We start from the raw sequence: 12,823 nt of genomic DNA on the forward strand, positions 1-12,823 counted from the left end.
GTCGCAGTTAGACAAGGGTGCCGCGACGCTTGCGCGTCGCAGCAATATCCTCGAAAAGTGCTGCCCAGCACGTGTTAAGTGCGCTTTGCAACGCAGCAATACAGTTAGCGCCGAAGACTCGTCTTCGGTGCGAAATATCAGATTTCTAAGAGCACCAATTAAGCATCCTCCTAGTTAATTCTTCGCGCTCAAATCGTATCGTTCAGGGGGCTCGCAGTGATCCACCACGCAATCGCTTTGCGGGTCATTCGAGCACGCTTAGCCAGGCACGGAAGTGCCATCGCCATTCTTATCCCTGAATAGAGGAAATCGCATGAAGCGCAGTATCCTGACATCCCTGGCCGCCTCCGGCTTGCTAGTGGCAGTGTTGGCCCCGGGGGCGAGTTTCGCCGCGGGTGGCACCGTCAATTTCTTCGGCTCGATCAACGACGTAACGTGCGACGTTGAAGGCAGCGCGGGCGGCGCCAACGGCGTGACGGACGTGCCGTCTTTCGGCACGGTCAAGCCTGAAGACGTTGTCAACGGCTCCGCGCCTGAAAGAGACTTCCAGATCAAGGTGCACGGCTCGGCCGATTGCGCGAACGACACCAAGGTACGGCTGCAATTCCATTCCAATCATCCGAACGTCGACAAGGTTACTGGCAACCTGAAGCTGGTCGGCGCATCGCCGGCAGCCGGCGTGCAGATCCAGATCCGCAACAACCGCACCGAAGCCCCCGTCAACACCGCTCCGATCCGACTGGGCATCACCGACCCCGATCCGCAGGTTGCCGAGGTCAAGAACAACCAGGCTGTGCTGTATTACGCGGCGAAGTACGTGCCCGAAGATCCCACCGCCACTTCGGTCGGTTTCGGTGACGGCGATTCATACGTGACCTACACCCTGCGCTACAACTAAGCGCGACACTGCCATGACGACGATCACCGGGGCGCTTGCCCGTCATGCGTTCGCGCACGTGCTATCGCTCGCCTTGGTCCTGTGCGCCTGGGTGGTTCCCGCCCAGGCTGCACTGGTACTGCAAGGCACGCGCCTGGTCATCAAGTCCGACGCGCGCGATTCCATCATGATCATCCGCAACAACGGCGCTACGCCCGTACTTGCGCAAAACTGGATTGACGACGGCAAGGAAAATGCGCTGCCCGCCGACATCCGTGTGCCGTTCGTGTTGACGCCGCCCGTCATGCGGATTGAACCGAACAGCGCGTCCAATATTCGCATCACCTATACCAAAGAGCCGCTTCCCACCGACCGGGAAAGCCTCTTTTATTTGAACGTCGTGGAAACGCCGCCGCGCGATCCGGCCTCGGTGAACGTGTTGCAATTTTCGTTCCACACACGAATCAAGATTTTCTTCCGGCCCGCCCCCATACCGGACGAGGCGGCCACCGCGCCCGACAAACTGACCTGGAAACTGGTGCACGCCACCGGCGGAAAACGTCAGCTTGAAGTCACCAACCCCACGCCGTTTCATGTGTCGTTTGCGCGTATCGCGCTGGTGTCGGGCAAACGTAGCATTGCGGCGGAAAACGGCATGGTCGCCCCATTTGGAACATCGAACTTCGCGCTGGCCTCGAATGCGGCCGGCTTGCAAGAAGGCCAACCCACCGTCCAGTACGAAGCCATCAACGACTTCGGCGGACGGCGCACCCTCAACATGCGCTTGCTTGATTGAGCCTTCCTCTCGGCCCTAGTCGGTGGAGCTTTTCCGGTTTGATGAACATTAGACTTGCGCGGACTTCCGTTCGCCATTCCTCTTGCGCGCGTTTCCGAACGCGGCGCCGTGTCCGGGCGACCGCCCGCGTCGGAAGCTGCCTGCTGGCAGCCGCCTGCGCCATGGCCGCCGCCAACGCGTGGGCGCAAGACGAGGTCGCTATTTTCGACTCCTACATGCTGATGCAGGAAGTGGGTGGCCCCACCATAGACACCCGCCGCTTTCAACGCGCGAACTTCGCCGATCCGGGCATGCACCGGCTGGACCTCTACTTCAACGGGCAATGGCGCGGCGTTGACGACATTGAATTTCGCAACGTGCCCGGCCAGGACAGCGCCGTGCCTTGCTACAACGCCGCCATGCTGGAACGTGGCGGGCTGGACCTGGGCAAGGTGTCGCGCGCGGACGGCGTTGAACCCTTGCCCCGCGAGCTGTCCTGTGAGGATCTGTCGCGCTACGTGCCCGGTGCAAAAATCCGCGTCGACATGGCGCAGCTTGGCTTGTACGTGACGTTTCCGGAATACCTGCAACGCTTGGCGGTGTCGAACCGCTGGGTGGACCCTTCCCAATGGGATAGCGGCATCACCGCCGCGCGTCTGAACTACAACGCCAACGTCTTCACGACCGAAAGCCAGGGCCGGCGCATGACGCGCGGCTATGCGGGCATCAACGCGGGCTTGAACCTGGGCGCGCTGCGGCTGCGCCATACCGGTTCGGCGTTCTGGTCGCAAACCAGCGGCGCGCAGTACCAAGCCAGTTCCTATTACCTGCAGACCGACATCCCCGCGTGGCAATCGCAGTTGCTGCTGGGCGAAAGTTCCACCAGCGGGGAACTGTTCGACGCCGTGTCGTTCAGGGGTGTGCAGCTATCCAGCGATGACCGCATGTTGCCCGAAACCCTGCGCCACTACGCGCCCATCGTCCGGGGCACCGCCAACAGCAACGCCAAGGTCTCGGTTTATCAACGTGGGTTTCTCATCTATGAAACCACTGTTGCCCCCGGCCCTTTCGTCATCGAGGACGTGCGCGCGGCCAGCTATGGCGGCGACCTGGACGTGCAGGTGACCGAAGCCGACGGCAGCACGCGCAGCTTCGTCGTGCCGTTCGCGACCATCGTGCAACTGCTGCGGCCCGGTGTGACCCAGTACAGCCTGACGGCCGGCCGGGCTGCTGACCGGGGCCTGCGCGGCCCCTCGCCGTATGTGCTGCAAGGCACGCTCAAACGCGGCATGGGCGATGCCATTACCGGCTACGGCGGCCTGGCGTTTACCGACCACTATGGCTCGGTGTTGCTGGGCGCGGCGATGAGCACCACCCTGGGCGCCTTTGCCGCGGATGTGACGGCCGCCCGCGCCAAGGTGCCGTTGGAAGGCAAGCGCGCCGGCGCCAGCTACCGGCTCACCTACAGCAAAGACCTGCCCAACAGTGGCACGAACTTTTCGCTTTTGGCTTACCGCTATTCCACCAGCGGCTACCTGGGCCTGCGCGACGCGGTGGCGCTGGGCAATGTGTCGCGCAACTATCGCTACCAGGGCGATGGCCGCATGCGCAGCCGCTTCGACCTGAACGTCAGCCAGAACCTGGGCGCAAGCTTGGGCAGCATGTATGCGTCGGCGTCCACCGCCAACTACTGGTCGCGGGCCGGCAGCGACGTCAATTACTCGGTTGGCTACAACAACGACTGGAGAGACGTGTCGTATTCCATCGCGCTGCAACGGGTCCATAGCGCCGGCATGGGTAGCTATTGGGGGGGAGGGGGCAGCGCGAAAAGCACGCAGGTGACGCTTAGCGTCGCCATCCCGCTGGGTCGCCGGGACATGACTTCCCGCGCGCCACGCCTGAGCGCGGTCTACACCGGCGACAGCCGTGAAGGCGCGCGTTTGTCGTCCAGCGTCAGCGGCCCGTTGGACGATCGCGGCGCGGGCTCATACTCAGTGTCGGCCGCCCACAATGGCCGCAGCAACGCCAATTCCGCGGACGCCGGCGTGGGCTATAACTTCCCGCAGGGCTCGGTGTCGGCCAGCGTGGGACAGGGGCGGGGGTATCGGCAAGCGTCCCTGAGCGCGAACGGCGCCATGCTTGTGCATGGTGGCGGCGTGACCTTGGCGCAGACCATGGGCGAAACGGTGGCGCTGGTCCAGGCCAAGGACGCCGAGGGCATGCGTGTGGGCTATGGCGTCAACCGGGTGGACGGCAGCGGCTACGCGGTGGTGGGCAGCCTGAGCCCCTACCGCTTGAACTCGGTGGACGTGGACCCGGCCGACCTGCCCGTGGACATTGAACTCAAGACCAGCTCGTTGAATATCGCGCCCCGCGCGGGCGCCATCATCAAGCTGGTCTACCCCACGCTGCGCGCGCGTCAGGTCTTGATCCTTAGCAAGCTGGCCGACGGCGCGGCCTTGCCATTCGGCGCCGAAGCCATCGACCCGCAAACCCGCGTGGCGGTGGGCGCGGTGGGGCAGGGCAGCCGTATCGTCATGCGCGCCGAAAGCGACCAAGGACGCGTGCGTATTGAATGGGGGCCTGGGCAAGGCGAAAGCTGTCACATCGACTATGAATTGCCCGCTCGCCACACGCGCGGCGACAGTGCCTACGACATTCTGGAATTGGCTTGTGTTCAAGACGAGCCAGTTCCCGCACAGCAAGGCGGCGTTGGGCCGCTGTCCCTGCGATGAGCGCGCACGTGCTTGCCGGGTGGCGCGGGGTGTTGATGCTGGCGATGGCGGCGGCGTGGGTGCTTGCGCCCGTTCGCACCGCGCAGGCGGATTTGGTCGTGACCGGCACGCGTTTCATCTATCCGGCGGGGCAAAAGTCGCTGACGCTACGCACCGGCAACGCTGGGCAACATCCCATCCTGGTGCAAAGCTGGCTGGATTCCGGCGATTTCACCGCCGACCCCAGCCGCGAAACCGTGCCATTCCTGCTGACGCCACCCGTGTTCCGGCTGGATCCGGCAAGGCGCATGAGCCTGCTGTTGCGGCATACGGGGGAGGCCATGCCGAAAGACCGGGAATCCGTGTTCTGGATCAACTTCCTGGAAGTGCCGGCGCGCGATCCGTCACAGCAGAACTTGCTGCAGCTTGCGTATCGGTTGCGGATGAAAGTGCTGTATCGGCCCGAAGGCTTGCCGGGGTCCGCCAGTGAGGCCATCGGCAAGGTGACATGGACATATCACGCGGCCGAAGGCGAAATCGAGGCGCATAACGAGACGCCGTATGTTGTGTCGTTGGCGCAGGTGGAGTTGGCGGCAGAGGCGGGCGGCGATTCCCCCATCACCCCCATCACGCTAACCGGCCTGACCGTCGCGCCGCTGGCTCGCACGCGGTTCTTGTTGCCCGCGGGGGCCGCGCCCCGCGTGGGGGAAGCGGTGTTGCGGTACTACGCGGCGAACGACGACGGCGAAATCTTGGAAGCGAAGACGGCGCTGCGCCAAGCGAACACGCGCGGGACGCAATGAATCTACTCAGTCCGGGCGGCACGGCCAGAGCGCCGCCCGGCATGTACGGAGAATGACATGGGAAATAGACAATTACGCCGCCCGGTGGGGCAGGGTGCATGGGCGGCGCTGGCAGCGGTAGCCGTGATGGTGGTGCTGGGCGCGCTACCGCACTCCGCGTCAGGCGCCCAAAAGGACGCTTGGTTGGCTGCAAATTGCAGCAATTTCAGCGGTGGGCTACCTAGCGGATGGGAACCCGTCGAGCCATTGACAGCGCAATCACAGAAGGGGCAGGTGCTGTACGAAAAGCGCACTCCGATGAGGATTGGCTCTCGCCTGGTCAGGATGCCTGGCGCGACAGGCAAGTACCAGGTGGCCACGACGGCGATGTGGGCCAACGCGTCCAACATGGCCGGCCAAGCCGCCAAGACCAATGTCCCAGGAATCGGCTTGCTCTTCAAGTTGCGGGAACTGGAGGCGCCTGTCTATGTGCCCTTGGTGATGGACCTCGTCGACATCGTGGCAGGACGTGATCCTCAGGCACACGCTGCTGAGTTCGAGTATGTACAGCAGTTGGTGCTGCTGGTTCCGCCCGAGCACTTGCCACGCCGTATGAAAGTGACCGGGGTGGCGCCCGGCGTGGGACTCGTTCTTACGTTTTTCACGGCGGAGGAAGGATATGCCGTGCGAGGGGCGCTGAGTGACATGCCGTCCTGGCAGGGTTACCCCCCCACGGTACCGCCCGCCAAGATCTGCGCGCTGACCGAAAAATATATGGGCGACCAGGTTTTCAATATGGGTGGCCATATTGGCGATACCATTGACATCTTTCACGCCTGCGAAGCCGGCGCGCATCAAGACGTTCAGGTGGAAATGCTGCCCGCCTTCATCGCCGACTTTCCCGCCGAAGGTTCGGTGTCGGCGCCCAAGCCGTTTCAGATCAGCTTGAACCAATGCAGCGCGTTTGCGCGGCCACAGGTCAAGTTCAGGGCCAAGAGCGGCTTGGTGGCGGGCACGGATTCGGTCCTGGCCTTGTACGACACGACTGCCAATGGCATGAAGCCCGCTCAGGGATTCGGCATCATCGTCACTGATAGCCAAGACCGGCGTATACGATTCGGCCCCGTTGGCGGCGCGTATGGCCCCGAGTACGTGATGACGACACAGGGTGACAGTGCGCAGTTGTCCTTGGCTGCACGCTATATCCGCACAGCGGGCAATCGGCAAGATGTGGAAAGCGGCGTGGCCAACGCCGCGGCGGAATTCACCTTCGAGTTTCCCTGAGCCCGAATTCTCCTGAGTCTTGCCGTGCGCACCCCGCATCGAACTTGTCACGCAAAGGCGGCGCCATCCTCTCGGAATGCGCCGCCTTTTGTCATGGCGTCAACACGCCTTACCAGACGGTCCCGGTGTTGTGGCCCACCACCGTGCCGCGCGTTTGCAGCAACCACTGCCCCCACCAGTAGTTGACGGTATTGCGTGCGTGCGACTGATGGATCAGCCCTTCGTTCACGCCCACCAGCCCGCCCATGGTCACGAACAGGCCGCCACTGACGTTGCCATGGGCGGTGCCGCCCAGGACTTCGCCGCTGACCAGGTTGGTGCCAACCAGGCCGCCTATCCGGCTATGGGTTTCCCCGCGGACGGTGCCGCGCGCCACGCCTTGACGGATCGTGCCGCGATTCACGCCCGCCAGGCCGCCCACGTTAGCCCGGTCTTTGGCGGCGACGTTGCCTTTGGCCTCGGCGTTGGTCAGCAGGCCGTTGTTGTAGCCCACCAGTCCGCCCACAGCACTGTGGTTGCCGCCGCTGACGTGACCACTTGCGGTGACGTTGCTGATGACTCCCCCGTTGTAACCGGCCAAGCCGCCCACGGAGAAGGCCGATCCGCTATTCACCTGGACCCGGCCGAACGCGGCGGAGTCGGCAATGGTGGCTTCGTTCGCGCCGACCAGGCCGCCGAAATGGCCGTTGCCGGACTCGCCGCTGTGCGTGATGGCCCCGCGGGCTTGCACGTTGTATAAGGTGCCGCCCGCGCCGTGATACCCGGCGAATCCGCCGGCATGGACGTTGCCCGAGACCTGCACGGCGACATCCGCGCGGGAGTCGTTGATGTAGCCGCCGTTGTTGTCGCCGATCAGGCCGCCCACGCGCCCTCCCTTCGCTTGCAGCGTGGATCCGGTAACGCTCACGTGTTCGATCAACCCGCCGTTGCCACGTCCAACCAAGCCGCCGACCGCACCTCGACCCGCGCCCAGGTCGGTCATGCGTACCCCCACTGCGTGCACGTTGGCGATGGTTCCTGAATGGGTGCCCACCAGTGCACCAGCGGCCTTGTCGGGCGATTGTGCGTCGCGCGCGGTGGTCACCGAAATGTCTTCCAGGTTCAGGTTTCGGATGTGTCCGGAGGACTGTGCGAAAAGGCCCGCATGGTTGCCGCCGTTGACCTCGAATTTGCTCAAGGTGTGGCCGAAGCCTTCGAATTCACCGGTGAACGCCTCGTGGTCGTTACCGATGGGGGAGACCCGTCCGCCAGCCTCAATGCTCTTGCCCAGCGCGTAGCGGCCGCTCAAGTCATTGTTCATGGTTTCCCATTCGCTGGCCTGGTTGATGACGGTGTAGCGGCCTTCGCGGGTTTCGTAGCTGCTGCCCTTGCCGGTCAGCGCAATGGACACGCCCTTGCGCAGAGCGAAGTTGGACTTCGAAAGAAAGGCCAGCGCCGCGTTGTCGCCGCCCAGCGTCATGTTGGCATTGATGCGCAGGTCGCCATCCAGCGATTTCGCGGTGATGCCTGCGCCGTTTCCACGGGCGGTCAGCGGGGCGTTGATGTCCACATGCCGCGCGGCCTGCAAGGTCAGCGAGTTGGCGCCATCCCATTCAAGTGGGGCGTCGATGGTCACGTCGCCGCTTGCGCTGATCAACGAGATGTTGGTCGTGGCCAGGCTCTTGACAACCGTATTCGCGCTGAGCGCGGCACTGCCTCGCTTGGCTGCCGAGGCGACGCTCATATTGTTGGCGGAGATCGACCACATGCCGGTCTGCCCGGATGCACCCCGGGTGTCGACTTCAACACCAGGCTGGATGACTATGGCGTTGCCCTTCACCGACACCGTACCGCCGGCCATCGTCGTGCCACCGTTGGCGGAAAGTATTCCGCCGACGTTGACGTTTCCAGAGTCACCTCCATCCAGAACGATGGATCCGCGTGTTCCGTCGAGTGAATTTGCTTCGATCAGGCCATCGTTATTGACGACTAGCGAGGGAATGTCGGCGCGATCTCGAGCGGTTAAATGCACTTGGCCACCATTGGCTGTGAGCGTGCCGATGTTGTGCAGCTCGGCGTTCAATGCAGCCTGATCAATTTGCAGGCTCAGTATCGAATCGCCGTCGAGAGCCAGGGTGAAGACGTCGCCCGCCGCCAGCGCGATTTCGCCCTGGTTCGCCTGAATCGAACCGAAGTTGATGATGGATTTGCCCATCAGTATTACGCTGCCGCCGCTTTGCGCCTCGATTTCGCCGGCATTGGAAATGCGGTTTCCTTTGGAACTGACGAAGCGCATCGGCCCTCCCTTGAGAAAATCATCATGGGCCAGCTCGGTGGCCGCCACTACCAGGCTGCCCACACTTACCCGCGAAGACGCGCCAAAAGAAATGCCGTTGGGATTGACCAGAAACACACGTCCGTTGGCGTTAATGTTTCCTTGAATGTTGCTGAAGCCGTTGCTTAGCACTTTGTTGAGCACTGCCGAAGATCGCCCAGGTTGATCGAAGACCACCTGCTTACCCGCCCCTACGTCAAACCGTTGCCAGTCGATGATCAGCTTGTCCGTCTTCTGGTTGACCCGCATGGTGTTCTTGTTCGCGTCGATAGCGATATCACCGGTTCCATGCTTGATCACCCCGTCCTTCGGAAGGTCTTGTGCACCGGCCACGCCAACAACTCCCATCAACGTCAGCGCAACAACAGTCATCCGCACCCCCCCCGACGATTTTCCACGCCGGCGCGCGCATTCGCTGGCGGCAACCCAGCCCCCTCGTGCTTCGCTCCAAACCAATGCAAAAGTCTTGTTCATGCTTTCCTCCTGGGAAAATGCTGCGCGCGTGCCCAGGCGGCGCGTGGGCGCAGCGTGTGGGTAAGACTCAGAAGTAGCGGGTGGCCTGCACCCAGAACTGGGGTTGTCGGTCGTTTTTCGCGGTCTCTTTGCCTTGGCGCAAGGGCCAGGCAGCGCTGACGTTGACCACGTGCTGGGCGCCGCCATGGGCGATGCCCACGCCGAATGCGCTTAAGGATTGGTGGTTGCGTTCGGATGTCCAGGCGCGTTTGTTCACCTGCACGGAACCCGTATCGAAGAAGGCGGAGAACTGCAGGCCGGGCAGCGGCAGGTAACGCAGTTCGCCGGTGGCTTGCCAGCCTTGGTCGCCGCTGGCGGCGCCCGATGCGTAGGCGCGCACGCCATAGGGGCCGCCCAGGCTGAATTTTTCAGCGCTGTCCAGGTTCTTGTTGGCCCATTGCGAGCGCACCCGTCCGTAAAGCTGCACGGGGCCGGCCACGCGCTGCTGGCGGCTTACGCTGAGATTGACCACGCCGAAGCCGCCAGCCGCCTGCTTGGCAAGCTGGTCGTCACGCCGCTGCGTTTCATCGCCAAAGCGCAGCTTGCCGTGTGATACCCCAAGGTAGACGCCGTTGCTGGCGCCGCCCCACAGCGAGTCGCGGGCGCTGGCGTTGATGGCGGCGGTCCATAGGCCGATGCGATGGGCGCGTGTCAGGCTGAAGTAGTCGTAGCTATCCCGCAGGCGCTTGTGCTCGTACTGCAACGAGGCCTGGACATTGGCGTCGCGACTGCGCAGCAGGTTTTGCCGTACATAAAGGTGGGTGGTCTGCGCGCTGCCGTGGGTTTGCAGCACGGCAAACTCGCGGCCCAATTCATAGCGCATGTTGGACGCACCCATGCCGACGCGGGTTGACCACGGGCCAAGGGGTAGCTGGTAATCCAACTGGTAATAGCGCTGTTCGCGGTCGCTGGACAGCAGACGCGCGTCCAATTGGTCACCCAGGGCCAAGGGGTTGTTGAGGCTGGCCGCCACGCTAAGGCGGTATTCGCCCGTGTAGGCGCCGCCAAAGTTGTCGGCGTCGATGCTGCCGGCGATCCAGGGGCCGGGTTCAGCGTTGACGACAAGGTCGGTTGTGCCGGGCTCGGCGCCCGCGCGCAAGGTACCGGTGGCGACCACGCCGGGCAAGTCGTTCAGCCGCAGCAGCGCTTGGTCCAGGCTACGGCCGTGAACGGCATCACCCGGATGCAAGGGTTCGAGCACGGGCGCCAGCACGCCATCCCGCGCACGCGAAGTATTGTTCAGCAAGACCTGGCCATACGCCCCTTCCACGATGCGGATGCGAACCAGGCCATCTTGTATTTCCTGAGCAGGCAGGTAGGCGCGCGCCAGCAGGTAGCCGTCATGCCGATAGTGTTCCGAGAGCCGTTCCGCCGCAGCGCGCAAGCCGTTCAGGTCTTGCGCCGACCCAAGCAGATCGGCCAGCAGGGTTTGTAGCGTGGCTTCGTCGTAAGCGTGGTTGCCGTCCAACAGGAAACCGTTCACCAAGACCCGGCTGCTTTTGGCGGCATCGGTTTCCGGGATGTGCGCAGGGGCGCGTTGGGCCGGAACGTTCAGCGCCGGCGCCTCTGGAGCGGGGGGCGGCGCAGGGATCGTCGATTCCAGGTCGCGAAAGAAGCGGCCCGCGTCAGGGCGACCCGCGTCAGGGCGGCCCGCGTCAGGGCGACCCGCGTCAGGGCGACCCGCGTCAGGGCGGCCCGCGTCAGGGATCTGCGCCCAGGCTGGCTGGGCGCAGAGCAATAGCGCGCAAACGGAAAGGCGATGAGCAGTTAGGTAAGGGAATCGATGAGCGATTCGATGAGCAATTCGGGGTGCGAAAAATAAACGAGATCTTGCAAGCGCCGCAAAGCACCCGCGCGTATCGGGTTGCCGCGTATTCATTCTTATCATTCGATGTTGCCGGTGTGTTGTTGCCCGACATTGCTGACGCAGGCACTGGCCTCTGGCCGGTCACGGGCGAAATCGAACGACTATACGAAGCGCAAAGCGAACAAGCTCTATGAGGACTATGAAAGTCCTATATGACGATTACGAATCGTGCGTCATCGCGTTGCAAGGGCAGGGCAGGGGCCGCCGATGCCGCTAGCGCGCACCCATGTCGTCAGCCATCTGCCGGCAGGAATCGCCGAACTCTTGCAGCGCCAGGTCTAGCTGCGCCACGATGGCGTCCAGCGACAAGTCATGGTTGTCCGGGTCCATGCAAGCGCCGCTCAACACCGAGCAAAGCCTGCTCAATTGCGCGTCGCCCGTCATCTGGGCAGCTCCCTTGATGCGGTGTGCCAAGTGGCGCAGGGCGGCACGGTCGTCGTGGGCATGAAGCGCGCGCAGGCGTTGCAGGTCGATGTCATTGGCCTTGATGAAGGCGTTGGCCAAGGTACGGATGCGCGCCGGATCTGCGCCGGTCAGCTCGGTGATGGTACGTGTGCGGTGTTCGTGTCGCAGGGCGAGAGTATTGAGAGCGGCAAGTGTGGGAGCTTCGTTGTCACTGAGGAAAGCGCGGCGCTGGGGGGCGCGATGGGCGGTTTCTTCGCGGTCTTTTTTCTTCATGGGCTTGCTGATATGGCCTGTTGCAGGTATGCGTCTCTTGACGATAGTCGCGAAAGCAGGCTGGGCGTGATGGGGATACGTCTGACTTGCGCCAGGGAAAGTTGCGCATGGGGTACTTTCGTAGTATTCCTATTCTCTTATTGGCCTTGGCGCAGCACTATATCGGTCTATCGATATAGTGGCTTCACAATGGCGAAACGCCCATGCAACCCATCCGATGAACAAAACAACTTGCTTGCAGCGGGCGACACCTCCGGCATGCGAGGCAACGTGTTGCCCGGTGGGTCCCGATGTGGAAGAGGGAAATGCAACAATGTCATCACGATACATCCGCGTGATCGTCGCGGACGACCATCCCGCCGTGGCGCTTGGGGTCAGCTATGAACTAGGGCTGGACCCCGCCATCGATGTGATCGGATGCGCGGAGAACTCCACTGACTTGGTCGCGCGGCTGGAAACACAGCACTGCGACGTCGTGGTGTCCGACTACACCATGCCCGGCGGCAAATACGGAGACGGCCTGGGGTTGATCGCGCTGTTGCGGCGGCGGTATCCCGCGTTGCGCGTCGCGGTGTTGACCATGATCGACAACCCCACGCTGATCCGCGCCTTGCTGGCTTACGAAAACCTCTGCGTGCTCAGCAAGTCGGATTCAACCAGCCACATCATCAACGCCGTGCACGCCATGTACCAGGGCAAGACGTACTACTCGCCCACCATCAAGGACATGATCGTCAACCAGGCGTTTGTGCTGGGGCGTGGCCGGCTGACCAAGCGCGAAGCCGAAATCGTGCGCTTGTTCTGTGCAGGCGCCACGGTGACCGAAATATCCCAGATGTCCCATCGCAGCGTCCAGACGGTCAGCTCGCAGAAACGTAGCGCCATGAGAAAGCTGGGCATCGAACGCGACGCCGACTTGATCAAGTACGGCGCCGACGCGGTGCAAAGCCAATTGGGCGAAGGCGGCTTCCCGGCGCTTCAACGGCCGGACAAGACCGCCTGGAGTTTGGCCTGAACTC

General features: G+C 63.0%; 9 protein-coding genes. 6 read left to right on the forward strand and 3 right to left on the reverse strand.

From position 1 onward, the window contains the following. Nucleotides 1-313 precede the first annotated feature (313 nt). The 5 genes from ACE04A_RS15110 (at nucleotide 314) to ACE04A_RS15130 (ending at nucleotide 6,432) form a co-directional block, all read left to right on the forward strand. Entirely contained in the window at nucleotides 314-898 is a 585-nt protein-coding gene (locus ACE04A_RS15110) for a fimbrial protein (RefSeq protein ID WP_259245836.1), read from the forward strand. A 13-nt stretch (nucleotides 899-911) separates the two neighbouring features. After that, nucleotides 912-1,673, forward strand: a complete 762-nt coding sequence (locus ACE04A_RS15115) for a fimbrial biogenesis chaperone (protein ID WP_448717433.1) — start codon at nucleotides 912-914, stop codon at nucleotides 1,671-1,673. A 161-nt stretch (nucleotides 1,674-1,834) separates the two neighbouring features. Continuing rightward, nucleotides 1,835-4,387 (forward strand): fimbria/pilus outer membrane usher protein, encoded by a 2,553-nt coding sequence (locus tag ACE04A_RS15120; protein ID WP_448717432.1) that lies wholly within the window; start codon nucleotides 1,835-1,837, stop codon nucleotides 4,385-4,387. Continuing rightward, on the forward strand, nucleotides 4,384-5,169 hold the full coding sequence (locus ACE04A_RS15125; protein ID WP_448717430.1) for a fimbria/pilus periplasmic chaperone: 786 nt from the start codon (nucleotides 4,384-4,386) through the stop codon (nucleotides 5,167-5,169). Before ACE04A_RS15120 ends, ACE04A_RS15125 begins: the two co-directional genes overlap by 4 nt. Nucleotides 5,170-5,295: 126 nt before the next feature. Then, complete coding sequence (locus tag ACE04A_RS15130; RefSeq protein WP_485820264.1) at nucleotides 5,296-6,432, forward strand: fimbrial protein; 1,137 nt, start codon at nucleotides 5,296-5,298, stop codon at nucleotides 6,430-6,432. Between the two features lie 109 nt (nucleotides 6,433-6,541). Here the strand turns inward: ACE04A_RS15130 and ACE04A_RS15135 are convergent, their stop codons facing one another. The 3 genes from ACE04A_RS15135 to ACE04A_RS15145 all read right to left on the reverse strand — a co-directional run bounded on the left by ACE04A_RS15135 (nucleotide 6,542) and on the right by ACE04A_RS15145 (nucleotide 11,804). Then, nucleotides 6,542-9,406 (reverse strand): two-partner secretion domain-containing protein, encoded by a 2,865-nt coding sequence (locus tag ACE04A_RS15135; RefSeq protein ID WP_448717428.1) that lies wholly within the window; start codon nucleotides 9,404-9,406, stop codon nucleotides 6,542-6,544. Further along, the gene (locus ACE04A_RS15140) at nucleotides 9,288-10,742 is read right to left on the reverse strand and encodes a ShlB/FhaC/HecB family hemolysin secretion/activation protein (RefSeq protein WP_448717638.1); all 1,455 of its coding nucleotides are present in this window, start codon (nucleotides 10,740-10,742) and stop codon (nucleotides 9,288-9,290) included. The genes ACE04A_RS15135 and ACE04A_RS15140 overlap by 119 nt, the downstream gene beginning before the upstream one ends. A 597-nt stretch (nucleotides 10,743-11,339) precedes the next feature. After that, nucleotides 11,340-11,804 carry an Hpt domain-containing protein gene (locus ACE04A_RS15145; RefSeq protein WP_259245842.1) on the reverse strand — a complete coding sequence of 155 codons (465 nt, stop codon included), beginning with the start codon at nucleotides 11,802-11,804 and terminating at the stop codon, nucleotides 11,340-11,342. A 313-nt stretch (nucleotides 11,805-12,117) separates the two neighbouring features. Here ACE04A_RS15145 and ACE04A_RS15150 point away from each other — a divergent pair, with 313 nt between their 5' ends. Next, nucleotides 12,118-12,819, forward strand: coding sequence for a response regulator (locus ACE04A_RS15150; RefSeq protein WP_050449782.1), 702 nt, complete (start codon nucleotides 12,118-12,120; stop codon nucleotides 12,817-12,819). The last annotated feature ends 4 nt before the right edge of the window (nucleotides 12,820-12,823 follow it).

The organism is Achromobacter colocynthidis, from assembly GCF_057334535.1.

Bases quoted from the DNA above. Each gene is read 5' to 3' on its own strand.
- ACE04A_RS15110 (WP_259245836.1), top strand. From the start codon at position 314: ATGAAGCGCAGTATCCTGACATCCCTGGCCGCCTCCGGCTTGCTAGTG.
- ACE04A_RS15115 (WP_448717433.1), top strand. From the start codon at position 912: ATGACGACGATCACCGGGGCGCTTGCCCGTCATGCGTTCGCGCACGTG.
- ACE04A_RS15120 (WP_448717432.1), top strand. From the start codon at position 1,835: ATGGCCGCCGCCAACGCGTGGGCGCAAGACGAGGTCGCTATTTTCGAC.
- ACE04A_RS15125 (WP_448717430.1), top strand. From the start codon at position 4,384: ATGAGCGCGCACGTGCTTGCCGGGTGGCGCGGGGTGTTGATGCTGGCG.
- ACE04A_RS15130 (WP_485820264.1), top strand. From the start codon at position 5,296: ATGGTGGTGCTGGGCGCGCTACCGCACTCCGCGTCAGGCGCCCAAAAG.
- ACE04A_RS15135 (WP_448717428.1), bottom strand. From the start codon at position 9,406: ATGGCGGCGCCCAGCACGTGGTCAACGTCAGCGCTGCCTGGCCCTTGC.
- ACE04A_RS15145 (WP_259245842.1), bottom strand. From the start codon at position 11,804: ATGAAGAAAAAAGACCGCGAAGAAACCGCCCATCGCGCCCCCCAGCGC.
- ACE04A_RS15150 (WP_050449782.1), top strand. From the start codon at position 12,118: ATGTCATCACGATACATCCGCGTGATCGTCGCGGACGACCATCCCGCC.